The following is a 24974-nucleotide window of genomic DNA, read 5'->3' as shown; positions in this document are numbered from 1 at the left end:
TATCGGGCCGATACGCGCTTCCAGCGAGGCGCGCGGTTCAAGTTAATTTCTCTTAGGGAGTAATGATGCAAAAACGATTCAAACAACTGATGTTGCTGGCTGCCCTCGTACCGACCTTCGCCATGGCTCAAGCGCTGCAGAACCAGGCGCCGGCGGCACCGGCTGCTGCCGCAGCACCGGTTGATCCGGCCAAGCAGGCTGCCATCAAGGACCTGCTCGACGCCATCGACGCGCAGAAGCTGGTCGGTGCAATCGGCAACAGCGCGCAGATGCAGGCCAAGCAGCTCGTGCCGGCCATCCTGTCGGACGCGCTGAGCGAAAACAAGACGCTGACGGACAAGCAGAAGCAGGCTGCCGTTCCGTCGCTGCAGCAGAACGCAGTGCCGAAGCTGGTCGACGGCGCAGGTCAGGTGTTCGCAACGGACGCCTTCCGTCAGGACGCAATGCAGGCTCAGTACGACGCGTACGCGAAGTACTACAGCACGTCGGAAATCAAGGACCTGACCACGTTCTACAAGAGCCCGACTGGCCGCAAGTTCATCCAGGTGCAGGATCAGGTTGGTCGCGACGTCGTGAACGGTCTGATGCAGAAGTACATGCCGGAATCGATCAAGGCAACGCGCGCTCAAGCCGACAAGGAAGTCGCTTCGGTCAAGCCGGCCGCCAAGTAAATTCCGCTCGCACGGCTGCGCTGAGTGCGCAGCCTGCCGCCGCGTCCGTCGGGTCAATGCCCGGGAGGGCGCAGCCGCCGGGCCACGCGGCGTGGCGGGTTGGCGGCGACAATGCGATAATGGCCGTTTGCGCACTGGCGCAGACGGCCATTTTCTTTTTCGGCGAACCATTTCGCAGGTCTTTTCGCCGATTTCCCGCGCGATTCCGTTTTTTCGCGCCCGCTTCTAGGACTCCACATGCGCGTCTTTAATTTCTCCGCCGGCCCGGCGGCCATGCCCGAAGAAGTGCTGCGCCAGGCAGCCGACGAGATGCTCAACTGGCACGGCAGCGGCATGAGCGTGATGGAAATGAGCCATCGCGGCAAGGAGTTCATGTCGATCCACGAGGAAGCGTTGACCGATCTGCGCGAATTGCTGCAGGTGCCGGCCAGTCATCGCATCCTGTTCCTGCAGGGCGGCGGGCTCGGCGAAAACGCCATCGTGCCGATGAATCTGCTCGGCACGAAGCCGCGCGCCGACTTCGTCGTGACTGGCTCGTGGTCGCAGAAGTCGTTCAAGGAAGCGCAGAAATACGGCACCGTGCATCTGGCCGCGACCGGTCAGACCGCGAGCGGCTTTACGCGCGCGCCGGCGCACTCGGAATGGCAATTGTCGGACGATCCGGCCTACGTGCATCTGTGCACGAACGAGACGATTCACGGCGTCGAGACGTTTGAGATTCCCGATCTAGGCGAGATTCCGCTCGTTGCGGACGCGTCGTCGCATATCCTGTCGCGCCCGATGGACATCGCCAAATACGGCGTACTGTTCGGCGGCGCGCAGAAGAATATCGGCATGGCCGGTGTCACGGTCGTGATCGTACGCGAGGACATGCTCGATCGCGCGATGCCGATCTGTCCGTCGGCGTTCGAATGGAAGACCGTTGCCGAAAACAATTCGATGTACAACACGCCGCCCACCTACGCGATCTATATCGCCGGGCTCGTGTTCAAGTGGTTGAAAAAGCAGGGCGGCCTGGCGGCGATGGAAGCGCGTAATCTCGAAAAGTCGAAGCTGCTGTACGACGCGATCGATTCGAGCCGCTTCTATCTGAACAAGGTCGAACGTGGCTCGCGTTCGCGGATGAACGTACCGTTCTTCCTCGTCGACGAGTCGCGCAACGAAGATTTCCTGACCGGCGCGAAAGCGCGGGGATTGGTGCAGCTAAAGGGCCACAAGTCCGTCGGCGGCATGCGGGCGTCGATTTATAACGCCGTCCCGCTCGAAGGCGTCAAGTCGCTTGTCGAATACATGAAGGAATTCGAACAGCGCAGCACCTGAGCCGTATTGACCGGCAGGCGCGCGCATCTTTTCCAGCAGTTACCCGGCAGAGCCATTTTTCACGCATGGACGACGAACTCAATACACGACTCAAACCTCTGCGCGATCGTATCGACGCGCTCGACGCGCAACTGATCGCGCTCCTGAACCAGCGCGCGTCGGTCGCGCTCGAGGTGGGCGAGGTCAAGAAGCATTTCAACGCGCCGGTGTTCCGCCCCGAGCGCGAATTGCAGGTGATCGCGCGCTTGCAGGAGATGAGCGCGGGACCGCTCAAGGACGAGCATATCGGCGCGATCTGGCGCGAGATCATGGCGGCGAGCCGCGCGCTCGAAAAGACGCTCAAGGCGGCCTACCTCGGGCCGGTCGGCACCTATAGCGAACAGGCGATGCACGAGTACTTCGGTCAATCGATCGAAGGGCTGCCGTGTCCGTCGATCGACGAAGTGTTCCGCGCGGTCGAGGCGGACGCCGCCGACTTCGGCGTCGTGCCGGTCGAGAATTCGACCGAAGGCGCGGTGTCGCGCACGCTCGATCTGTTGCTGCAGACGCAGTTGATTATCGGCGGCGAACTCGCGTTGCCGATCCATCACAACCTGCTCACGCAAAACGGTCTCGCCGGTGTGACGCGCGTATGCGCGCATGCGCAGGCGCTCGCGCAGTGCCAGCGCTGGCTATCGACGAACGCGCCGCATCTGAAGCGCGAGGCGGTGTCGAGCAATGCGGAAGCCGCGCGCATGGCGGCCGAAGATTCGAGCGTTGCCGCCGTCGCCGGCGACCGCGCCGCGATCCACTACGGCCTGCAGGTCACCAACGCGCTGATTCAGGACGACCCGCACAACCGCACGCGCTTCGTCATGATCGGCAAGCAGCCGACCGGCCCGAGCGGCCACGACCAGACCTCGCTGATCGTGTCGGTTCCCAACGAGCCGGGCGCGATGGTCAAGCTGCTCGAGCCGCTCTCGCGCCACGGCGTGTCGATGACGCGTTTCGAGTCGCGTCCGGCGCGCGTCGGCACGTGGGAGTATTACTTCTACATCGACATCGAGGGTCATCGCGACGATGCGGCCGTGGCCGCCGCGCTGGCCGGACTCGGCGAGAAGGCCGCGTTCCTGAAGATACTCGGCTCGTATCCGCGCGCCCGCTAGGGCGGGCAGCGGAATCCGTGCGACGCGCAGTGCGTTGCACGGCGGCCTGCTCCGGGTGTTCGGACGGCAGATTTACGCGTGTTTCACCCATCATCGTCGTTCGGAGATTTTTCATGACAGCGTCTTTCGGCCCTTCCTACGTGCGCGCGATCGCGCCGTACATCGCCGGCAAGCCGATTTCGGAAGTGGCCCGCGAGTTCGATCTTGAAGAGGCGAGCATCGTGAAGCTGGCGTCGAATGAAAATCCGCTCGGCATGCCTGCCTCGGCGCAGCGCGCGATGGCGCAGGCGATCGCCGATCTTGGCCGTTATCCGGATTCGAACGGCTTCGAGCTGAAGGCGGCACTCGCCGCGCGCTACGGCGTGCCGGCCGAGTGGATCACGCTCGGCAACGGCAGCAACGACATTCTCGAACTCGCCGCTCATGCGTTCGTCGAGAAAGGCCAGGCGGTCGTGTTCTCGCAGTATTCGTTCATGGTCTATGCGCTTGCGGCGCAGGGCGTCGGCGCGCGCGCGATCGCTGTGCCGGCGGTGCGTCATGGTCACGATCTCGACGCGATGCTCGCCGCGATCGACGACGACACCCGGCTTGTCTTCGTCGCCAATCCGAACAATCCGACCGGCACGTTCGTCGACGGCCCGACGCTCGCGGCGTTTCTCGACAAGGTGCCGCGCCATGTGGTCGTCGTGCTCGACGAGGCGTACACCGAATATCTGCCGGCGGACAAGCGCTACGATTCGATCGACTGGGTGCGCCGCTACCCGAACCTGCTCGTGTCGCGCACGTTCTCGAAGGCGTTCGGGCTCGCCGGTTTGCGCATCGGCTTTGCGATCGCGCAGCCTGAATTGACCGATCTGCTGAACCGTCTGCGTCAGCCGTTCAACGTGAATACGCTCGCGCAGGCCGCGGCCATCGCCGCACTGAACGACAGCGAGTTTCTCGAAAAGAGCGCGGCGCTGAATGCGCAAGGCTATCGTCGTTTGACCGAGGCGTTCGACCGGCTCGGCCTCGAATACGTGCCGTCCGCGGGCAATTTCGTGCTCGTGCGCGTCGGCAACGACGATTCGGCGGGCGCCCGTGTGAACCTCTCGCTGCTGAAACAGGCCGTGATCGTGCGGCCGGTCGCCAACTACGGTTTGCCGCAATGGCTGCGTATTACGATCGGGCTGCCCGAGGAAAACGACGCGTTTGTCGCGGCGCTCGAAAAGGCGCTTGCGGAGCTTGCCGCGCCTTTGGCGTGAATCAGCGCTGATCCTTCTTGAACCGCGCGCCCGCCCAGCGAGGCTGGCGTGCTTATTGTGTAACCGACTGTGTGACCGACGTGGCCGCGTTTTCTTTTGACAAGCTGGTGATTTTCGGTGTCGGCCTGATCGGCGGATCGCTCGCGCGCGCTTTGCGCGAACGCGGCGAGGCCGATGGGGCGCGCACGGTGATCGGCGTGGGACGGACGTCCGCGTCGAGCGAGCGCGCCTTGGCGCTCGGTGTGATCGATGACGCCGCGTCGCTCGACGACGATGCCGCGTTGCGCGCCGCGCTCGCCGGCGCGGATTTCGTGCTGCTCGCGGCGCCGGTCGCCCAGACGCAGCCGTTGCTCGAGCGCATCGCGCCGTATCTCGATGCAAACACGATCGTTACCGACGCGGGCAGCACCAAGTCCGACGTGGTGGCCGCGGCGCGCGCGGCGCTCGGCGCGCGGATCGGCCAGTTCGTGCCGGGCCATCCGATTGCCGGGCGCGAGTCGAGCGGCGTCGACGCCGCCTTGCCCGATCTGTACGTGAATCGCAACGTCGTGCTGTGTCCGCTGCCGGAGAATGCGCCGCAGGCGGTCGAGCGGGTCGCGGCGATGTGGCGCGCAACCGGCGCGCTCGTGCGGGACATGCTGCCCGAGCAGCATGACCGCGTGTTCGCGTCGGTCAGCCATCTGCCGCACGTGCTGTCGTTCGCGCTCGTCGAGCAGATTCTCAATTCGCCCGATGCCGCGTTGAAGTTCTCGTTCGCGGCGGGCGGCTTTCGCGACTTCACACGCATCGCCGCGTCGAGCCCGGAAATGTGGCGCGACGTGTGCGTCGCCAATCGGGCCGCGTTGCTCGACGAACTCGACGCTTACACCGCGGTGCTCGCGCGCCTGCGCACGGCGATCGAAGCCGGCGACGGCGCCGCGCTCGAAGCCGTGTTCGCGCGCTCGCGCGTCGCGCGCAGTCAATGGCAGGAACAGCGCGCAACCGGCGTGGCCGGCAGCGACGCGTCGAAATAACCGGAAACTGGACTCATCATGGAATTCCTCGATCTCGGACCTTTTTCCCGTGCGTCCGGCACGGTTCGTCTGCCCGGCTCGAAGAGCATCTCGAACCGTGTGCTACTGCTCGCGGCGCTCGCCGAGGGCGACACGACGATCACGAACCTGCTCGATTCCGACGACACCCGCGTGATGCTCGACGCGCTCGAAAAGCTCGGCGTGCGTCTGAAGCGCGACGGCGACACCTGCGTCGTCACCGGCACGCGCGGCGCGTTCACCGCGCGCACGGCCGACCTGTTCCTCGGCAACGCGGGCACGGCGGTGCGTCCGCTGACCGCGGCGCTCGCCGTGAACGGCGGCGACTACCGGATCCACGGCGTGCCGCGCATGCACGAGCGGCCGATCGGCGATCTCGTCGACGGCTTGCGGCAGATCGGCGCGCAGATCGACTACGAGCAGAACGAAGGCTATCCGCCGCTGCGGATTCGTCCCGCGCAGATTTCCGCCGAGGCGCCGATCCGCGTGCGCGGCGACGTGTCGAGCCAGTTCCTGACCTCGCTGCTGCTGACGCTGCCGCTCCTGCGTACCGCGAGCGGCGTCACCACCGTGCAGGTGGAGGGCGAACTGATCTCGAAGCCGTACATCGAGATCACGATCAAGCTGATGGAGCGCTTCGGCATCAAGGTCGAGCGGCACGGCTGGCACCAGTTCGTCGTGCCGGCGGGGCAGCGCTATCAGTCGCCGGGCCGGATCATGGTGGAGGGCGATGCGTCGTCGGCGTCGTATTTCCTTGCGGCGGGCGCGCTCGGCGGCGGCCCGCTGAAAGTGGAGGGCGTCGGCCGCGCGAGCATCCAGGGCGATGTCGGCTTTGCCGATGCGCTGATCCGGATGGGTGCGAACCTGCAGATGGGCGAGGACTGGATCGAAGTGCGCGGCGTCGGCAATGACCACGGCAAGCTCGACCCGATCGACATGGACTTCAACCTGATTCCCGATGCCGCGATGACGATCGCCGTCGCCGCGCTGTTCGCGGACGGCACGACCACGCTGCGCAACATCGCGAGCTGGCGCGTGAAGGAGACCGACCGCATCGCCGCGATGGCGACCGAACTGCGCAAGGTCGGCGCGAAGGTGCAGGAGGGCGAGGATTTCCTTGTCGTCACGCCGCCCGAAAAGCTGATTCCGAACGCCGCGATCGACACCTACGACGACCATCGCATGGCGATGTGCTTCTCGCTCGTGAGCCTGGGCGGCGTGCCGGTCCGCATCAACGACCCGAAGTGCGTCGGCAAGACGTTCCCCGATTATTTCGAGCGCTTCGCCGCGCTCGCCCAACCCTGATTCAACCCGGATTCGCTTGCGAACCGACTGACGTGCGACTTTTTCGATGAAACCGACCCGTCCCTTTCACCAGACGCCCGTCATTACGATCGACGGCCCGAGTGCCTCCGGCAAAGGCACCGTGGCCGCGCTGGTCGCCGCGAACCTCGGCTTTCACCTGCTCGACAGCGGCGCGCTCTACCGGCTCGCGGCGCTCGCGAGCCTGCGCTACGGCGTTGCCGAAAACGACGTCGACGCGCTCGTGACGCTGATCGACGACCTTCACATCACGTTTCGCGAGGGGCTCGCGCAGCTCGACGGCGTCGACGTGTCGAACGAAATCCGCGCCGAGGACGTGGGCAGCCGGGCCTCGGCGATCGCCGTGCACGTGCCCGTGCGAGCCGCGCTGGTGGCGCGTCAGCGGGCGTTTCGCAAGGAGCCGGGGCTTGTTGCCGACGGTCGCGACATGGGCACCGTGATCTTCCAGGATGCGGTGCTGAAAGTGTTCATGACCGCGAGCGTGGAAGCGCGCGCGGCGCGCCGGCATAAGCAATTGATCCAAAAAGGATTTTCTGCTAATATAGATGACTTGCTCCGGGATTTGCGTGAGCGCGACGAGCGTGACAGTCAGCGCGCAGCCGCGCCGCTCAAGCCCGCGGCGGATGCAAAGCTGCTTGATACCTCCGCATTGTCGGTCGACCAGGCGGTCGAGCAGGTGGTGCAATGGTATGAAGCGCTAGTCCCGCATGCGTGACTCGAAACAGTAACGCAGCGGCGGCGCAACAGTTCCGTTGTTGGTAGGTGCTTCGCGATGGTCGCGAAGCGTTGTTTTTAACCCTTTAACCCCGCGTGGTATTCGCGTTTTTGCCGAAGTTGCTGACCGTCCGGTGAGTCAGGCGCTGCGAAAACCATGCAAATTCTGATTTTTATGTCCGACCTGCAAACCTCTACCCCGAATACCGAATCTTTTGCGGCTCTGTTCGAAGAGTCGCTGACCAAGCAGGACATGCGCGCTGGCGAAGTGATCTCCGCCGAAGTCGTGCGTGTCGACCACAACTTCGTGGTCGTGAATGCTGGTCTGAAGTCCGAAGCCTACATCCCGCTCGAAGAGTTTCTGAACGACGCGGGCGAGGTAGAAGTGCAGGCGGGCGACTTCGTTTCCGTCGCGATCGACGCGCTGGAAAACGGCTATGGCGACACGATCCTGTCGCGCGACAAGGCGAAGCGTCTCGCTTCGTGGCTGTCGCTGGAAAAAGCGCTCGACAACAACGAGCTCGTGACCGGCACGATCACGGGCAAGGTCAAGGGCGGCATGACTGTCATGGTCAACGGCATCCGCGCGTTCCTGCCGGGTTCGCTGGTCGATACACGTCCGGTCAAGGACACGACCCCGTACGAAGGCAAGACCCTCGAATTCCGCGTCATCAAGCTCGACCGCAAGCGTAACAACGTCGTGCTGTCGCGCCGCGCTGTCATCGAGGCAACGCAAGGCGAAGAGCGCGCGAAGCTGCTCGAAACGCTGAAGGAAGGCGCGATCGTCGAAGGCGTGGTCAAGAACATCACCGACTACGGTGCGTTCGTCGACCTCGGCGGTATCGACGGCCTGCTGCACATCACCGACATCGCATGGCGTCGCGTGCGTCACCCGAGCGAAGTGCTGTCGGTTGGCCAGGAAGTCACCGCGAAGATCCTCAAGTTCGATCAGGAAAAGAACCGCGTTTCGCTCGGTATCAAGCAACTGGGCGACGATCCGTGGGAAGGCATCTCGCGCCGTTACCCGTCGGGTACGCGCCTGTTCGGCAAGGTCACCAACATCACCGACTACGGCGCATTCGTCGAAGTGGAATCGGGCATCGAAGGCCTCGTCCACGTGTCGGAAATGGACTGGACCAACAAGAACGTTGCGCCGTCGAAGGTTGTCCAGCTGGGCGACGAAGTCGAAGTCATGGTTCTCGAAATCGACGAAGACCGCCGCCGTATCAGCCTCGGCATGAAGCAGTGCAAGCCGAACCCGTGGGACGACTTCAGCCGCAACTTCAAGAAGGGCGACAAGCTGCAAGGCGCGATCAAGTCGATTACCGACTTCGGCGTCTTCATCGGTCTGCCGGGCGGTATCGACGGTCTGGTTCACCTGTCGGACCTGTCGTGGAGCGAAACCGGCGAAGAAGCCGTCCGCAAGTACAAGAAGGGCGACGAAGTGGAAGCGATCGTTCTCGGCATCGACGTCGAGAAGGAACGCATTTCGCTGGGCATCAAGCAGCTCGAAGGCGACCCGTTCAGCAACTACGTTGCAATGAACGACAAGGGTTCGATCGTCGATGGCACGGTCAAGACCGTGGACGCGAAGGGTGCCGTGGTTCAGCTCTCGGGTGAAGTCGAAGGCTACCTGCGCGCTTCGGAAATCGCGCAAGACCGCGTGGAAGACGCTCGCAACGTGCTGAAGGAAGGCGACAAGGTCAACGCGATGATCATCAACATCGATCGCAAGTCGCGTGGCATCAACCTGTCGATCAAGGCGAAGGATTCGGCCGAGCAACAGGAAGCCATCCGTGGTCTCGCTGCTTCGGATTCGAGCGCAGCCGCTACCGGCACGACGAACCTCGGCGCGCTGCTGAAGGCCAAGCTCGACGGCCAGAACCAGTAAGCCTGAGAGGTCTGCTGCAGTATGACCAAATCGGAATTGGTCGCCCAGCTGGCTACGCGATTTCCGCAGCTTGTTCTCAAAGATGCGGATTTCGCGGTGAAGACGATGCTCGATGCGATGTCGGAGGCGCTTGCCAACGGCCATCGCATCGAAATTCGCGGCTTCGGCAGCTTCGGCCTCAACCGCCGTCCTTCCCGCGTCGGACGCAATCCGAAGTCGGGCGAGAAGGTGCTGGTACCTGAGAAGTACGTACCGCACTTCAAGCCGGGCAAGGAGTTGCGCGAGCGGGTGGATCGCCGCGCGGGCGAGCCGTTGAAGGCCGAAGAGCCGGATGACGACCTGTAAATGCTTCGCTGTGCGTCGTGCAGCGTGGCATAGCTAGCGTCAGCGGCCAAAGCCAGTCGGCAAAAGACCAGGAAAAGCGCCTTCGGGCGCTTTTTTTTCGTCTGTACTGTGTGGCTGGTGCGGTGATACCTACGCAGGCGCAGGTCACAAACCAGGCGGCGCTTGCCGTTCCTATGTGCGCCCGCATTTCCGCTCGCGGCAACCAGAGACCAGCCCCCGGCAAGCCTCTGCGCCACCACCTGCTGCCCAGCCGCGAGGGCTTCAATTACAATACGGGTCACTTCGGCGCGGGCAACACCGTGGCGCGACGCGTCATCAAGCCGGCGTCACCCCGCAACTGCCGTCAAGAGACTTACTCATGAAATTTATCGTCTGGCTGATCCGCGTGCTGGTGTTCGTGCTGCTGCTGGTGCTGGCACTGTCCAATACGCAACCCGCTACGCTGAATTTCCTCGCCGGCTATGCCTGGTCGGCGCCCCTGATCCTGATTGGCCTCGCGTTTTTCGTGGTCGGTTTGCTCGCGGGGCTTGTGTCGGCGATGCCGGCCGTCGTGCGCTTGCGCATGGAAAATGGCCGTCTCAAGCGCGAGCTGCGTGTGGCGCGCGAAACGCCGCCGGTCGTCGAACAGCCGCCGCTGCCGCCGTTGATCTGAATTTCCCCGTGCCGCGCGCGTTGAGCGCGGCTTTTCGTTTCCGCTTGCCCGCACATTTGCATCAATCGCATGGATCTAGACTTCTGGTGGCTGCTTGTCATACCCGTCGCATTCGCATTCGGCTGGGTGGCGGCGCGCTACGACCTCAAGACGCTGCTGTCCGAAAGCGCGAACCTGCCGCGCTCGTATTTTCGCGGCCTGAACTTCCTGCTCAACGAGCAGCCTGACCAGGCAATCGACGCGTTCATCGAGGTCGTCAAGCTCGACCCCGAAACGGTCGAACTGCATTTCGCGCTCGGTAACCTGTTTCGCCGCCGCGGCGAAACGGATCGCGCGATTCGCGTGCATCAGAACCTGTTGAGCCGCGCGGACCTGCCCGTCAGCGAACGCGATCACGCGCTCTACGAACTGGGTCAGGACTTCCTGAAAGCGGGCCTGCTCGATCGTGCGGAAGAAACCTTCCGCTCGCTGCAGGCCGGCGATTACGCTTTGGGCGCGCAACGCGCGCTGCTCACGATCTACGAAATCGAGAAGGACTGGATCAAGTCGATCGACACCGCGCGCCATCTCGAAACGATGGGCGCGCCGTCGCTCGATAAGGAAATCGCGCAGTTCCATTGCGAGCTCGCGCAGGAAGCCTTGCAGCAGAAGAAGCCGGACGAAGCGCGCCGCCAGCTTGGCTTTGCGCTGAAGGCGAACCCGACCAACGTGCGCGCGACGATCCTGTTCGGCGACGTCGACGCGGCCGGCGGCGAGCCCGAAGCGGCGGTCCGGCAATGGCGGCGCGTCGAGGAGCAGAACTCCGCATATTTGCCGCTCGTCGCCGAAAAAATCATGAAGGCCTACGAAGCGCTCGGCCGTGCGCAGGAAGGCGCCGATCTGCTCACGAGCTGGGTGGACCAGCATCCGAACAACGATCTGCTCGACGTCGCCTATCAGCACGTCGCGTCGCTGCGCGGCGCCGAGGCGGCGCATGCGCTCGCGCGCTCGCAAATGCAGAAGTCGCCGAATCTGGCCGGCATGACGCGTTTGCTCGAGGCGCAGCAGGCGGTCGCGGAAGAACCGCGTCGCAGCGAACTGGAGCTGATGCGCACGCTGATCCGCCAGCGCACCAAAAATCTGCCACGTTATACGTGCCAGAATTGCGGTTTCAGGGCGCGGCTTTTCTATTGGCAATGCCCGGGCTGCAGCGGTTGGGAAACCTATGCGCCACGCCGTGTCGAGCCGATTGCCGCGCCGAACTGACGCCGCGCCGCTCGGACCGGCAGGCGCGGCGGCCACCGCGTTGCGCGTATGCCAGCCGCCGCCGTTCGAGCGGCGCGGGCTTCACCACGAATTCATCGCCGCCGGCCTCATGACCGGCACTCATCACCGGACCCCTCTACCGGAAAACGTATGAAAATCACCATTATCGGCACTGGCTATGTGGGCCTCGTCACCGGAGCGTGTCTCGCCGAGATCGGCAACGACGTCTTCTGTCTCGACGTCGATCCGCGCAAGATCGGCATCCTCAACAAAGGTGGCGTGCCGATTCACGAGCCGGGCCTGCAGGAGATGATTGCCCGTACGCGCGCGGCCGGACGCATCACGTTTTCGACCGACGTCGCGGCGAGCGTCGCGCACGGCGACGTGCAGTTCATCGCGGTCGGCACGCCGCCCGACGAGGACGGCTCGGCCGATCTGCAATACGTGCTCGAGGCGGCGCGCAATATCGGCCGCACGATGAACGGCTTCAAGGTGATCGTCGACAAATCGACGGTGCCGGTCGGCACGGCGCAGCGCGTGCGCGCAGTGATCGAGGAAGAGCTCGCGAAACGCGGCCTCGCGGATAGCAGGCAGCATCGTTTCTCGGTGGTGTCGAATCCCGAGTTCCTGAAGGAAGGCGCTGCCGTCGACGATTTCATGCGCCCCGATCGCATCGTGATCGGCATCGACGAAGACGAAGCCGGCCAGCGCGCGCGCGAAATGATGAAGCGCCTTTACGCGCCGTTCAATCGCAACCACGAACGCACGCTGTACATGGACGTGCGCTCGGCCGAATTCACTAAGTACGCGGCCAATGCGATGCTCGCGACGCGCATCTCGTTCATGAACGAGATGTCGAATCTCGCGGATAAAGTCGGCGCCGACATCGAGTCGGTACGCCGCGGCATCGGCTCCGATCCGCGCATCGGCTATCACTTCCTGTATGCGGGCTGCGGCTACGGCGGCTCGTGCTTCCCGAAGGACGTGCAGGCACTGATCCGCACCGCAAGCGAAAGCGGCCACAACCTGCGCATTCTCGAAGCGGTCGAGGAAGTGAACTACCAGCAGAAGGACGTGCTCGTGAACAAGATCGCGGCGAAGCTCGGCGACGATCTGAGCGGCCGCACGTTCGCGGTATGGGGGCTCGCATTCAAGCCGAATACCGACGACATGCGCGAGGCGCCGAGCCGCCGCGTGATCGGCGAGTTGCTCGCGCGCGGCGCCCAGGTGCGCGCGTACGATCCGGTCGCGGTCACGGAAGCGCGCCGCGTGTTCGCCATGGACCTGCACGATGCACCCGAGCAGCTCGCGCGTCTGAGCTTCGCGAGCACCCAGGACGAAACGCTGACGGGCGCCGACGCGCTCGTGATCGTGACCGAATGGAAGGAGTTTAAGAGTCCGGACTTCGTGCATCTGAAATCGGTACTGAAGACGCCGCTGATTTTCGATGGCCGCAATCTCTACGAGCCGGACGCGATGACCGAACTCGGCATCGACTATCACGCCATTGGACGCCCCTATGCCCAACCCTCTGAACTTCCGGGCGATGCCTGAGACCCTACCCGCGGCTTCCGCGTCCAGGCAGGCCATGCCGTTGACGGTCGTGCCGCGCGCGCAACTGGGCGCGGCGCGCGTGCTCGTGGTCGGCGACGTGATGCTCGACCGCTACTGGTTCGGCGACGTGAACCGCATTTCGCCGGAAGCGCCGGTGCCGGTCGTGCACGTGCAGCGTCAGGAAGACCGTCTTGGCGGCGCGGCGAACGTCGCGCGCAACGCAGTGGCGCTCGGCGCGCAGGCGGGTCTCCTGTGCGTGGTCGGCCATGACGAGCCCGGCGAGCGCATCGTGCAGCTGCTCGACGAAAGCGGCGTGACGCCGCATCTCGAACGCGATCCGGATTTGCTCACGACGATCAAGCTGCGCGTGCTGTCGCGTCAGCAGCAACTGCTGCGCGTCGACTTCGAAAATTCGCCGGCGCACGAAGTGCTGCTCGCGGGGCTCGCGCGCTTCGACGAACTGCTGCCGGCGCACGACGTGATCCTGATGTCCGATTACGCGAAGGGCGGTCTCACGCACGTCACGCAGATGATCGCGAAGGCGCACGCGGCGGCCAAGCCGGTGCTCGTCGATCCGAAGGGCGACGACTGGGAACGCTATCGCGGTGCCACGCTGATCACGCCGAATCGCGCCGAGTTGCGCGAGGTGGTCGGTCAGTGGAAGTCCGAAGAGGATCTGCTCGCGCGCGTGACGAAGCTGCGTGCCGAACTCGAATTCAAGGCGCTGTTGCTGACGCGCTCGGAAGAGGGCATGACGCTGTTCGCCGACGACGGCATCCTGCATGCGTCGGCCGTTGCACGCGAAGTGTATGATGTGTCGGGCGCGGGCGACACCGTGATCGCGACGCTCGCCGCGATGCTCGGCGCGGGGCTTTCGCTTGTCGAAGCGGTCGGGCTCGCGAATCGCGCGGCCGGCATCGTGGTCGGCAAACTCGGCACCGCCACCGTCGACTACGACGAACTCTTTTCCTGACGCAGCTTGCCGGGCCCTGCCGTCCAGGCGGACGCGCAGGGCTCGCGCAGGCGACCGAGCGAAGCTCATTACCGCAGGCTCATTACTGCAGGCTCAACTACCGCAGGATCATCATGACCGTCATCGTCACCGGCGCGGCCGGTTTTATCGGCAGCAATCTCGTGAAGGCGCTCAACGAGCGCGGCGAACAACGCATCATCGCCGTCGACAATCTGACGCGCGCGGACAAGTTCCGCAATCTGGTCGACTGCGAAATCGACGACTATCTCGACAAGACCGAATTCGTCGAGCGCTTTGCGCGCGGCGACTTCGGCAAGGTGCGCGCGATCTTCCACGAAGGCGCCTGCTCGGACACGATGGAAACCGACGGCCGCTACATGATGGACAACAACTATCGTTATAGCCGCGACGTGCTCGACGTTTGCCTCGCGCAGAACATCCAGTTCCTGTACGCTTCGTCGGCGGCGACGTATGGCGGTTCGAGCCGCTTCGTCGAGGAGCGCGAGGTCGAGCAGCCGCTCAACGTGTACGGCTATTCGAAGTTCCTGTTCGACCAGGTGATCCGCCGCGTGCTGCCCACCGCGAAGAGCCAGATCGCCGGCTTCCGCTACTTCAACGTGTACGGGCCGCGCGAAACGCACAAGGCGCGCATGGCGTCGGTCGCGTTCCACAACTTCAACCAGTTTCGCGCCGAGGGCAAGGTCAAGCTGTTCGGCGAATACAACGGCTATGCTGCCGGCGAGCAGACGCGCGATTTCATCTCGGTCGAAGACGTCGTGAAGGTCAACCTGTTCTTCTTCGATCATCCCGAAAAATCGGGCATCTTCAATCTCGGCACCGGCCGCGCGCAACCGTTCAACGACATCGCGAGCACCGTGGTCAACACGCTGCGCGCGCTGAATAACGAGCCGGCGCTGTCGCTCGCGGAGCAGGTACAGCGCGGGCTTATCGAATACGTGCCGTTCCCCGACGCGCTGCGCGGCAAGTACCAGTGCTTCACCCAGGCCGACCAGTCGAAGCTGCGCGCGGCCGGCTACGACGCGCCGTTTCTGAGCGTGCAGGAAGGTGTCGATCGCTACGTACGTTGGCTATTCGGCCAGGTGTAAATAATTCGGATACCTCTTTAAACTGGAATCTCCTGACCGGTGATGGTCGCCGGTCAGTGGCAACAGGGAGATTCCAATATGTTTCGAAAAGTTCTGGTTACCGCGGCCATGCTCGCCGCTTTCGGCCACGCGTATGCGACGGTCGACGTCAACACGGCTAACGAGGATGCGCTGCGCGGCATCAAGGGCATCGGTCCCGCGAAGGCGAAAGCCATTCTCGACGAGCGTACCGCTCATGGCCCGTTCAAGGACCCGGCCGATCTCGGCAAGCGCGTCAAGGGCATGGGCGGGCATACCATCGAGCGCCTGCAGGCGGAGGGTCTCGCTGTCGGTCCGGCTGGCGCGGCTGCTGGCGCGCAGGTTGCGGCGGCGGCTCCGGCCAAGGGCACGGCCGTTCCGGCCGTCACGGCTAAAGACGGCACTGCCGTGGCGGTGAAGAAGTAAGCGCGCGGGCCGCGTGTGTGCAAGCTCGTGCAGTTTCGTGTGGTTTCGTACCACCGCGGGCATCCGGCTCGCCTGCTTCGTGCGCACGCGCGGTCCGCGGCCGCTTTCAGTTTGTTCTGCTGTCGTTGCTCCATCGCGAGTGGCGTGAGTGGCGTAAATGGACACGCCTTCAGCTGTCATTTCCATGACGGGCTCCCGCGGCTCCCCGGCCGCGGGCTTTGGGCCTTGCCGGTGCGGGCATCCATGCGGGCAGAAGGGGCGCACGGCAGCGTCGCAGAGGGTGGTTTAAAATCAACGGACTGAATACAAACTTTCGCGCATCGCTCGCCTCAGAACCCGATATGGCATACAAAACGATTGAAGACACGATCGGCAACACGCCGCTCGTGCAACTGGTCCGGCTCCCCGACGACGAGATCCGCAGCCGCAACAACGTGATTCTCGCCAAGCTCGAGGGCAACAATCCGGCTGGATCGGTGAAGGACCGTCCGGCGTTGTCGATGATCAAGAAGGCGGAAGCGCGCGGCCGCATCAAGCCGGGCGACACGCTGATCGAATCGACAAGCGGCAACACCGGCATTGCGCTGGCGATGGCTGCGGCGATCCGCGGCTACAAGATGGTGCTGATCATGCCGGAAGACCTGTCGGTCGAGCGCCGTCAGAGCATGGCCGCGTATGGCGCGCAGATCATTCTGACGCCGGTCACGGGCGGCATGGAATACGCGCGCGATCTCGCCGAGCAGATGCAGCGCGAAGGCAAGGGCATCATCCTCGACCAGTTCGCGAACCCGGACAATCCGGCGGCGCACGTCGAAGGCACGGGCCCGGAAATCTGGCGCGACACCGAAGGGCGCATCACGCACTTCGTGTCGTCGATGGGAACGACCGGCACGATCATGGGCGTGTCGACGTATCTGAAAACACAGAATCAGCAGATTGAAATCATCGGGGCGCAGCCCGAGGAAGGTTCGCGTATTCCCGGCATCCGCAAATGGCCGGAAGCCTATCTGCCGAAAATTTTCGACCGCAGCCGCGTGGATCGCGTCGAGAACGTGAGCCAGTCCGCAGCCGAAGCGATGGCACGCCGCCTGGCGTCGGTCGAAGGCATCTTCGCCGGCATTTCGTCGGGCGGTGCATGTGAAGTCGCGCTGCGTGTCGCGCGCCAGGTCGAGAACGCGACGATCGTGTTCATCGTCTGCGATCGCGGCGACCGCTATCTGTCCACGGGCGTGTTTCCGGCCTGAGTGCGCGAGCCGAGCGAGTCTCGCGAGTCGTAGGTGTCAAGAAAAAGCGCCGGTCGAGCCGGCGCTTTTTGATGTCGTTCGAAGCGAAGCGCACATGGCGCCTCGTCGCGGCATTTATTGCGAAGCGGGGTTCGGCGAACTGGCCGGCGCTTGCGCTCCCTGTGCTCCTTGCGATGCCGTGCCATTGACCGTATCAACCGCATTGGCCGCTTTCGCTGCATTGACCGCATCGAGCGCCTGCATCTGTGCCTTGACCCGCTGGCCCAGCTGATACACCGCGAGCGCATAGAAGAAACTGCGGTTGTAACGCGTCAGCACATAGAAGTTCTTCAGGCCGAGCATGAACTCGGTGCCGCGTCCCGGCGACGGCAGATCGACCACCGTCACCGGCGTGCCGGCTTCCTGGGCGATATCGACGTTCGGCTCGTTCAGCACGAGCCCGGCACGCAGCAACTGGTCGAGCGGCCAGTGCGGTTCGGGCCGGCCGTCGGCGGCCGCCTGCGCGACGCCGAGGCTGCCGATATCCGAGGCGATGCGCCACACCACCGGCCGGCCGCTTTCCCAGCCGTTCTGCCGCAGATAATTCGCGACGCTGCCGATCGCGTCCGCCTGGCTCGTACGCAGATCGATCCCCTTGTTGCCGTCGTAGTTCACCGCGTATTGCACGATGCTGCTCGGCAGGAATTGCGGAATGCCGATCGCGCCGGTATAGGAGCCGAGCACCGTGGTCGGGTCGATCTGCGAGTCGCGCGTCCACACCAGATAGTCTTCGAGATTCTTGCGGAAGGTGGCCTGGCGATCCGCGCGATTGGCGGTGTTCGGGTAATCGAAGCTCAGCGTGGTCAGGGCATCGAGCACGCGGAAGTTGCCCATGTAGCGGCCGTAGATCGTCTCCACGCCGATAATGCCGACGATCACTTCCGGCGGCACGCCGAACTCTTCATAGGCGCGCTGCAAGGTGGCCTGGTTCTCGCGCCAGAAGCGCACGCCGGCATTGATGCGCACCGGGTCCAGGAAGCGCGCCTGATACACGCGCCAGTTCTTGATCGACGGCGAAGGCGAGGGCGTCACGAGTTTCACCGCGGTCGTCGAATAGCTGACGCCGGCAAAGAGCGCGTGCAGCGCGGCTGCGTCGAAGTCATAGCGCGCCACCATCTCGTTGATGAACGCGTCGACATTCGCGTTATTCGCGTAACGCTGCGGAATGATCTCTTCCTCGAACGTCTGCCCCTGCTGGACCGGCTGCTGCGGCTGGCTCTGCGCGACCAGCACCGGCGCCTTGCGCGCGGCGCTTTGCGCGTGCGCCGGACTCGCTGTCATGAGCATGCACGATGCGGCGGACAGTGAGGCGGCCAGCGCGCCAAGGCGCAACCGGTTGCGTGTGGATCGTGCGGACAGGGCAGACTTGACGGTCATAGTGAGAGCAGTGGGCGCAATGCGTGGAAGACAGTGAGGCACCGGGAAACAGGTCGGGGCAGTATACCCGACGGCTTTCGCAAAACCGTGCCGATCGTGCCACAGCCGTCAGGCGGCGACGCCGCGGCGGCGGCCTGTGGTAACTTGATGCATGTTGGCGCGCCGGGGCGCGCCGCTCGACGGAGACACGCCGCGCGCATCGCATGCGCCGCGCGTAGAAGAGACGCACAAGAGAACCATGGCAACAGCCTTTTATTCCCACGCCGACTGTCTGCTGCACGACATGGGGCGGTGGCATCCCGAATGTCCCGCGCGCCTGCAGGCGATCGAGGATCAACTGATCGCGAGCCGCATCGACACGCTGATCGAGCGCGAGCCGGCGCCGCTCGCCGACGAAACCGCGCTGCTGCGCGTGCATACGCAGGCGCATGTCGACTACATCCGCAGCCGCTCGCCGGCCGAGGGCATCGCCGAAATCGATCCCGACACGACGATGAATCCGCACACCTGGCAAGCCGCGTTGCGCGCCGCGGGCGCGGCGGTCGCCGCCACCGACGCGGTGCTCGAAGGCCGTTACGACAACGCGTTCTGCAGCGTGCGGCCACCCGGCCACCACGCGGAGCCGGCGCGCGCGATGGGCTTCTGCTTCTTCAACAACGTCGCGATCGCGGCGCGTCATGCACTCGAAGTGCATGGCCTCGCGCGCGTCGCGATCGTCGACTTCGACGTGCACCACGGCAACGGCACCGAGGCCGCGTTCTCGGGCGACCCGCGCGTGCTGATGTGCAGCATCTTCCAGCATCCGTTCTATCCGTTCACGGGCGCCGACAACCAGGCGTCCAACATGTGCAACGTGCCGATGCCGGCGCGCTCGAACGGCATGGCCGTGCGCGAGGCGGTCGACATGCTGTGGCTGCCGCGCCTGCACGAATTCAAGCCGGAGATGCTGTTCATCTCGGCCGGCTTCGATGCGCATCGCGAAGACGACCTCGGCAACATGGGGCTCGTCGAGGACGATTACGCATGGATCACCGAGCAGATGCGCGAGATCGCGCGGCGCTATGCGCGCGGGCGCATCGTCAGCTGTCTCGAGGGCGGCTACAACCTGTCGGCGCTCGGGCGCAGCGTGGTCGCGCACGTGCGGGCGCTGGCCGGGATCTGATATCGCCACAACGTCCGGCAGCGAGGAGCGAGCCATGAACGCCAGTCCCGCCGACAGCGGCAAGGTCTCACTGGTCGAGATCGAACACGACGCGTATCGCGTGCGCGGTGTCGTGCGCGTGACGATGAACCGGCCCGCCGCGTTCAATGCGCTATCCGAAGCATTGCTCGACGAACTGCAGCAGAGCTTGAGCGCGATCTCGAAGACGGACGCGCGCGTTGTCGTGATCGCCGGGGCCGGGCGGGCGTTTTGCGCGGGACACGATCTGAAGGAGATGCGCGCGGCGCCGTCGCTTGAGTATTACCAGCGGCTTTTCGCGCGCTGCACGAAGCTGATGATGACGATCCAGCGCATGCCGCAGCCGGTGATCGCGCGCGTGCACGGCATCGCGACCGCGGCCGGTTGCCAGCTCGTCGCGATGTGCGATCTCGCGGTCGCCGTCGATACCGCGCGCTTCGCCGTCTCGGGCGTGAATCTCGGGCTGTTCTGCGCGACGCCGTCGGTGCCGCTGTCGCGCAACCTGTCGCGCAAGGCGGCGCTCGAAATGCTGCTCACCGGCGATTTCATCGACGCCGCGCAGGCGCAGCAGCAGGGCCTCGTCAATCGCGCGGTCCCGGCCGACATGCTCGACGACGAACTCGCGCGGCTCGCCGCGAGCATCTGCGCGAAGCCGGTCGAAGCGGTCAGCGCGGGCAAGGGGCTGTTCTACCGGCAGCTCGAAATGGGTATCGAGGCTGCCTACCAACTTGCCGGCCAGACGATGGCCTGCAACATGATGGACGACTCGGCGCTCGAAGGCGTGCAGGCGTTTATCGACAAGCGCGCGCCGGACTGGAAGCGGTAGACGGTCGCAAGCGCTGTGGTTCTGTTCATCAACCGTCGCTGGGCGCAGCCGTCAATTCGAGGTCGCCCAGAGGTCACCGTCGCACCCCGCATCGCTCAGCTTCGCCCCACCGCCCGCATCTCGATCCACTCGATCAACGCGCCGATCACCCGATCGCGGTCGAGATCGTTCATCGTCTCGTGATAGCTGCCTTCGTACAGCGTAAGCGTTTTATCCGGCGAGCCCGCGTGCTCGCCGAAGGCGCGACTGCCGTCGGGCTCGGTCAGTTTGTCCGCGGTGCCGTGATAGACGAGCAGCGGCATGCACAGATTCGCGCGGCCGCGTTCGATGCGCGCCATCGCGAGCAGCAGCTCGGCACCCGTGCGTGCCGGAATCGCGTCGTGATGCACGAGCGGATCGTTGCGATTGGCGTTCACCACCGGCTGTAGACGCGAGAGCAGCGCGGGGTCGATCTTCATCGCCGGGAAGCCCGGGTAGAGGCGGCTGATTATCTGGCTCGCCGCGAGCATCCAGCGCGGCACGTCGCGGCCCGGCGCCAGCGCGGGACTCGACAGGATCAGGCCGCTCAAGCGACGGCCGCTTGCGGCAAGCCGTTCGATCGCATGGAGCGCGGCGATTGCGCCGCCCATGCTGTGCCCCATCAGGAACAGCGGTGCGCAGCTTTGCGCGGCGGCGTCGACGAGCGCCTGCGCGTCGAGCAGATAGTCGTCGAAGCGCTTCACGTAGGCGCGCTTGCCGGGCGCATGGCCGTGGCCACGCAGATCGATCGCGACGAGCTCGATGCCCGCGCCGTTGAGCCGGCCGGCCAGCGCGGCGTAGCGGCCGGCGTGCTCGGCGAGACCATGCAGCAGCGCGACCGTCGCGCGCGTGGGGCCGGCGGGCTGCCAGCGATAGAGCGGCAACTGCACGCCGTCGGCGGTCGTCACCGACGCGCGCGGCGGCGCGTCGCTGCTGGCGTTGCCAGCGAGGTTGCCCGCGCTGGCGCGCACGGTGTGGCTCGGGGGTGTCGGCATGGCTGCGGCGTGTCCTGGTTGGATGTCGCCCGATCATAGTCGCTGCGGCACGGGGCACGCGAGCTTCGCGCACTGTACGTCCCTCTAATGCTTTCAGGTTATGAAAAGATCGGAATTGATTATTAAAGAGTATGTCGCCGCTGCGGTAGAATGGCGGCCTCAAATCCCAATAAAAGCAACGGCGGCCGCTTGCCGGGAGCACCATGCTCGCCGGCAGTCGTCGCCGTTTCGTTTTCCATGATTGAAATACGCAATATTTCGCAGCGGTTTGCCGGGCCCCGGGGCTGGGTCGAGGCGCTGCACAACGTCAATCTGACGATTCCGGCCGGCGAGGTGTTCGGCATTATCGGCCGCAGCGGCGCCGGCAAGAGCACGCTCGTGCGCACGATCAACCTGCTGACGCGGCCGTCGGAAGGCAACATCGTCGTCAACGGCCGCGATCTGACGACGCTGCCCGCCGCGCAGTTGCGCGAGGCGCGCCGCGAGATCGGCATGATCTTCCAGCACTTCAATCTGCTGTCCTCGCGCACGGTGTACGAGAACGTCGCGCTGCCGCTCGAACTGGCCGGCATGAAGCGCGACGAAATCGAGGCCAACGTGCTGCCGCTGCTCGACCTCGTCGGCCTGTCGGCGCAGAAGGACCGCTATCCGGCGCAGATCAGCGGCGGCCAGAAGCAGCGCGTCGGGATCGCGCGCGCGCTCGCGAGCAAGCCGAAGGTGCTGCTTTCCGACGAAGCGACGTCCGCGCTCGACCCCGAAACGACGCGCGCGATTCTCGATCTGCTCAAGCGTATCAACCGCGAACTGAACCTCACGATCGTGCTGATCACGCACCAGATGGACGTAATCAAGCAGGTCTGCGACCGCGTCGCGGTGCTCGACGCGGGCCGTGTCGTCGAAGAGGGCAAGGTGATCGACGTGTTCCTGCAGCCGCGCCACGAAGTCACGCGCGCGCTGATCGGCGACGTGATCGCGCAGGAACTACCGCCCGCCATGAAGGCGCGCGTCGCGCAGCGTCTGAAGACCGGCAGCGGCCATCTGCTGCGCCTCGCGTTCACGGGCTCGGGTGTCGATCAGCCGATTCTCTCGGAGACGATCCGCCGCTACGAACTCGACTTCAACATCCTGCACGGCCAGATCGACGAGATCCAGGGGCAGGCGTTCGGTTCGCTCGCGGTGCTCGCGGGCGGCGAGCCAACGAAGGTGGCGCAGGCGCTCACGTATCTGCGCGAACAGGGTGTGGTGGTCGAGGAGCTTTCGCATGTTGAGTGAAATGTTCGATATGTTCGTCCAGTCGTTCTGGGAAACGCTCGTCATGGTGGGCATTTCCGGACTGATCGGTGCCGTGGTCGGCGTGCCGCTCGGCGTGCTGCTGTATCTGACCGACCGTCAGGGCGTGCTCGAAAACGTCGCCCTCAATCGCGTGATGGGCGTGCTCGTCAATGCGGTGCGCTCGACACCGTTCATCATCCTGCTCGTCGCGGTGATTCCGTTCACGCGGCTCGTCGTCGGTTCGTCGATCGGCACGGCGGCCGCCATCGTGCCGCTGACGATCTCCGCCGTGCCGTTCATCGCGCGGCTGGTCGAGACGGCGCTGCGCGAGGTCGACCGCGGGCTCATCGAGGCCGCCCAGGCGATGGGCGCGACCACCCGCCAGATCGTCTTCAAGGTGCTGTTGCCCGAGTCGCTGCCGGGCGTGGTCGCGGGGCTCACGATCACGTTCGTGTCGCTGGTCGGCTATTCGGCGATGGCCGGTGCGATCGGCGGCGGCGGTCTCGGCGACCTCGGCATCCGCTACGGTTATCAGCGCTTCCTGCCCGAAGTGATGCTCGCAGTCGTGCTGATCCTGATCGTGTTCGTGCAACTGGTGCAGTCGTTTGGCGATTGGCTCGTGCGTCGTCTGAGCCACAAATAAACCCACCGGGGTTATAACCCGCTAGAAGAGTCGGAGAGGGTCCATCATGCAACGTCGCTTCATTCTCAAGCTGGCTGCCGCGCTCGGCGCGGTCTCGCTGTTCGCCATGAACGCGGCGCACGCCGAAGACACGATCAAGGTCGGTGTCACGGGCGGTCCGCATGCGCAGATCATGGACGTCGTGAAGACGGTCGCCGCGAAGAACGGTCTCAACATCAAGATCGTCGAATTCTCCGATTACGTGCAGCCGAACGCGGCGCTCGCGAGCGGCGATCTCGACGCGAACAGCTATCAGCACGACCCGTATCTGCAGGCGCAGGTGAAGGACCGTGGCTACAAGCTGATCCGTATCGCGGACACCGTCACCTACCCGATGGGCATCTACTCGAAGAAGCTGAAGACGCTCGCCGAACTGCAGCCAGGCGCGAAGATCGCGGTGCCGAACGATCCGACCAACGGCGGCCGTGCGCTTCTGCTGCTGCAGAAGCAGGGGCTCATCAAGCTGCGCGCCGACGCGGGCCTGAAGGCGACGCCGCTCGATATCGTCGAGAATCCGAAGAAGCTGAAGATCGTCGAACTCGACGCGGCGCAGATTCCGCGTTCGCTGGGCGATGTGGATGCCGCCGCGATCAACACCAACTTCGCGATGGAAGCGGGCCTGAAGCCGAAGCAGGACGCGATCGCGATCGAAGACCCGAAGGGGCCGTACGTGAACATCATCGCGATCCGCGAGGCTGACAGAAACAAGCCGTGGGTCGCGAAGCTGGTTGCCGCGTATCACTCGCCTGAAGTCAAGCAGTTCATCGACAACAAGTTTGGCGGCTCGGTCATTACCGCCTGGTAGCCTGGTAAGCCGACGCTCGCCAACTTCGCAAGAAGAAGACGACGGCAAGGCGAAATTAGAGGTGCGAGTCGGAGCCCGGGGTTGTCTCCCGGGTTTTTTAGAGATTAAAATAGAACGATCGTTCGATATTGCCGTTGCGCCGCGGAGGAGCGATATCCTCCCGCTAATGCGCCCGCGACAGGGCTGCCATGAGGGCAGTCGCTATAATGTTCGTCGGGTTGACGTATTCGTAACTTTGGAGCGTGTGCATGAAAATTCTGGTGCCAGTGAAAAGAGTGGTCGACTACAACGTGAAGGTCCGGGTCAAGTCGGACGGCACGGGCGTCGACATCGCAAACGTGAAGATGTCGATGAATCCGTTCGACGAAATCGCGGTGGAAGAGGCGGTGCGCCTGAAGGAAGCGGGCGTGGCGACCGAGGTGATCGCCGTGTCGGCGGGTGTGGCGCAGTCGCAGGAAACGCTGCGCACGGCGCTGGCGATTGGAGCTGACCGTGCGATCCTGATCGAATCGAACGAGGAGTTGCAGCCGCTGGCCGTTGCGAAGCTGCTCAAGGCACTGGTCGACAGGGAGCAGCCGCAACTGGTGATCCTCGGCAAGCAGGCCATCGACGACGATTCGAACCAGACCGGCCAGATGCTCGCTGCGCTCGCGAATCTGCCGCAGGCCACGTTCGCCTCGAAGGTTGTCGTGGCAGACGGCAAGGCCACCGTGTCGCGCGAAGTGGATGGTGGCGCGGAAACGCTGTCGCTGAAGCTGCCGGCCGTCGTGACGACCGATCTGCGCCTGAACGAGCCGCGCTACGTGACGCTGCCGAACATCATGAAGGCGAAGAAAAAGCCGCTGGAAACCGTGAAGCCCGAAGACCTCGGCGTCGATGTC

General features: G+C 64.4%; 24 protein-coding genes. 22 read left to right on the top strand and 2 right to left on the bottom strand.

Annotated elements, in window-relative coordinates; translation table 11 throughout:
- Positions 1-65 precede the first annotated feature (65 nt).
- The 16 genes from F3J19_RS29445 (at position 66) to cysM (ending at position 16899) form a co-directional block, all read left to right on the top strand.
- Positions 66-671 carry a DUF2059 domain-containing protein gene (locus tag F3J19_RS29445; protein WP_167049576.1) on the top strand — a complete coding sequence of 202 codons (606 nt, stop codon included), beginning with the start codon at positions 66-68 and terminating at the stop codon, positions 669-671.
- A 237-nt stretch (positions 672-908) separates the two neighbouring features.
- Positions 909-1991 (top strand): 3-phosphoserine/phosphohydroxythreonine transaminase, encoded by a 1083-nt coding sequence (serC, locus tag F3J19_RS29440; RefSeq protein ID WP_167049515.1) that lies wholly within the window; start codon positions 909-911, stop codon positions 1989-1991.
- Between the two features lie 65 nt (positions 1992-2056).
- A complete protein-coding gene (pheA, locus tag F3J19_RS29435; RefSeq protein WP_167049513.1) occupies positions 2057-3136 on the top strand; it encodes a prephenate dehydratase in 1080 nt (359 codons plus the stop codon).
- Between the two features lie 113 nt (positions 3137-3249).
- Positions 3250-4377 carry a histidinol-phosphate transaminase gene (gene hisC / locus F3J19_RS29430; RefSeq protein ID WP_167049511.1) on the top strand — a complete coding sequence of 376 codons (1128 nt, stop codon included), beginning with the start codon at positions 3250-3252 and terminating at the stop codon, positions 4375-4377.
- A 71-nt stretch (positions 4378-4448) separates the two neighbouring features.
- The gene (locus F3J19_RS29425; RefSeq protein WP_167049509.1) at positions 4449-5390 is read left to right on the top strand and encodes a prephenate dehydrogenase/arogenate dehydrogenase family protein; all 942 of its coding nucleotides are present in this window, start codon (positions 4449-4451) and stop codon (positions 5388-5390) included.
- 18 nt (positions 5391-5408) lie between these two features.
- A complete protein-coding gene (gene aroA / locus F3J19_RS29420; protein ID WP_167049507.1) occupies positions 5409-6713 on the top strand; it encodes a 3-phosphoshikimate 1-carboxyvinyltransferase in 1305 nt (434 codons plus the stop codon).
- A gap of 46 nt (positions 6714-6759) precedes the next feature.
- Positions 6760-7446, top strand: coding sequence for a (d)CMP kinase (gene cmk / locus F3J19_RS29415; RefSeq protein ID WP_167049505.1), 687 nt, complete (start codon positions 6760-6762; stop codon positions 7444-7446).
- Between the two features lie 156 nt (positions 7447-7602).
- Positions 7603-9336: a 30S ribosomal protein S1 gene (gene rpsA / locus F3J19_RS29410; protein WP_167049503.1), complete on the top strand. Its 1734-nt coding sequence runs from the start codon at positions 7603-7605 to the stop codon at positions 9334-9336.
- A 21-nt stretch (positions 9337-9357) separates the two neighbouring features.
- On the top strand, positions 9358-9681 hold the full coding sequence (locus tag F3J19_RS29405) for an integration host factor subunit beta (RefSeq protein ID WP_007180889.1): 324 nt from the start codon (positions 9358-9360) through the stop codon (positions 9679-9681).
- 358 nt (positions 9682-10039) lie between these two features.
- On the top strand, positions 10040-10333 hold the full coding sequence (locus tag F3J19_RS29400; RefSeq protein ID WP_167049501.1) for a LapA family protein: 294 nt from the start codon (positions 10040-10042) through the stop codon (positions 10331-10333).
- Between the two features lie 69 nt (positions 10334-10402).
- Complete coding sequence (gene lapB / locus F3J19_RS29395) at positions 10403-11578, top strand: lipopolysaccharide assembly protein LapB (RefSeq protein WP_167049499.1); 1176 nt, start codon at positions 10403-10405, stop codon at positions 11576-11578.
- 150 nt (positions 11579-11728) lie between these two features.
- On the top strand, positions 11729-13132 hold the full coding sequence (locus F3J19_RS29390) for a UDP-glucose/GDP-mannose dehydrogenase family protein (RefSeq protein ID WP_167049497.1): 1404 nt from the start codon (positions 11729-11731) through the stop codon (positions 13130-13132).
- Positions 13098-14105 carry a D-glycero-beta-D-manno-heptose-7-phosphate kinase gene (gene rfaE1, locus F3J19_RS29385; RefSeq protein ID WP_275691481.1) on the top strand — a complete coding sequence of 336 codons (1008 nt, stop codon included), beginning with the start codon at positions 13098-13100 and terminating at the stop codon, positions 14103-14105. Before F3J19_RS29390 ends, rfaE1 begins: the two co-directional genes overlap by 35 nt.
- A gap of 113 nt (positions 14106-14218) precedes the next feature.
- Positions 14219-15211: an ADP-glyceromanno-heptose 6-epimerase gene (gene rfaD, locus F3J19_RS29380; protein WP_167049495.1), complete on the top strand. Its 993-nt coding sequence runs from the start codon at positions 14219-14221 to the stop codon at positions 15209-15211.
- A gap of 78 nt (positions 15212-15289) precedes the next feature.
- A complete protein-coding gene (locus F3J19_RS29375) occupies positions 15290-15655 on the top strand; it encodes a helix-hairpin-helix domain-containing protein (RefSeq protein WP_167049493.1) in 366 nt (121 codons plus the stop codon).
- Between the two features lie 341 nt (positions 15656-15996).
- On the top strand, positions 15997-16899 hold the full coding sequence (gene cysM / locus F3J19_RS29370; protein WP_167049491.1) for a cysteine synthase CysM: 903 nt from the start codon (positions 15997-15999) through the stop codon (positions 16897-16899).
- A 114-nt stretch (positions 16900-17013) separates the two neighbouring features.
- Here cysM and mltB read toward each other — a convergent pair whose 3' ends face one another.
- Positions 17014-18225, bottom strand: a complete 1212-nt coding sequence (mltB, locus tag F3J19_RS29365; protein ID WP_205193357.1) for a lytic murein transglycosylase B — start codon at positions 18223-18225, stop codon at positions 17014-17016.
- A 328-nt stretch (positions 18226-18553) separates the two neighbouring features.
- On the opposite strand from mltB, the gene F3J19_RS29360 reads away from it, so the two are divergent.
- Both F3J19_RS29360 and F3J19_RS29355 read left to right on the top strand, forming a co-directional pair.
- Complete coding sequence (locus F3J19_RS29360; RefSeq protein ID WP_167049487.1) at positions 18554-19477, top strand: histone deacetylase family protein; 924 nt, start codon at positions 18554-18556, stop codon at positions 19475-19477.
- A gap of 34 nt (positions 19478-19511) precedes the next feature.
- Entirely contained in the window at positions 19512-20321 is an 810-nt protein-coding gene (locus tag F3J19_RS29355) for an enoyl-CoA hydratase (protein WP_167049485.1), read from the top strand.
- Positions 20322-20416: 95 nt separating this feature from the next.
- Here F3J19_RS29355 and F3J19_RS29350 read toward each other — a convergent pair whose 3' ends face one another.
- Positions 20417-21334, bottom strand: coding sequence for an alpha/beta hydrolase (locus F3J19_RS29350; RefSeq protein WP_167049483.1), 918 nt, complete (start codon positions 21332-21334; stop codon positions 20417-20419).
- A 237-nt stretch (positions 21335-21571) separates the two neighbouring features.
- Here F3J19_RS29350 and F3J19_RS29345 point away from each other — a divergent pair, with 237 nt between their 5' ends.
- The 4 genes from F3J19_RS29345 to F3J19_RS29330 form a co-directional block, all read left to right on the top strand.
- Complete coding sequence (locus tag F3J19_RS29345) at positions 21572-22606, top strand: methionine ABC transporter ATP-binding protein (RefSeq protein WP_167049481.1); 1035 nt, start codon at positions 21572-21574, stop codon at positions 22604-22606.
- A complete protein-coding gene (locus tag F3J19_RS29340) occupies positions 22596-23249 on the top strand; it encodes a methionine ABC transporter permease (protein WP_167049479.1) in 654 nt (217 codons plus the stop codon). Before F3J19_RS29345 ends, F3J19_RS29340 begins: the two co-directional genes overlap by 11 nt.
- Before the next feature lie 46 nt (positions 23250-23295).
- The gene (locus tag F3J19_RS29335) at positions 23296-24093 is read left to right on the top strand and encodes a MetQ/NlpA family ABC transporter substrate-binding protein (protein ID WP_167049477.1); all 798 of its coding nucleotides are present in this window, start codon (positions 23296-23298) and stop codon (positions 24091-24093) included.
- A 248-nt stretch (positions 24094-24341) separates the two neighbouring features.
- Positions 24342-24974: electron transfer flavoprotein subunit beta/FixA family protein (locus F3J19_RS29330; RefSeq protein ID WP_167049475.1), on the top strand; the 633-nt coding region annotated here is incomplete at its 3' end.

It is taken from the genome of Burkholderia sp. Ax-1724, from assembly GCF_011752995.1.
Classification (GTDB): domain Bacteria; phylum Pseudomonadota; class Gammaproteobacteria; order Burkholderiales; family Burkholderiaceae; genus Paraburkholderia.
Note: the sequence above shows the minus strand (reverse complement) of the source record. Positions and strands in the feature narration are given on the sequence as shown.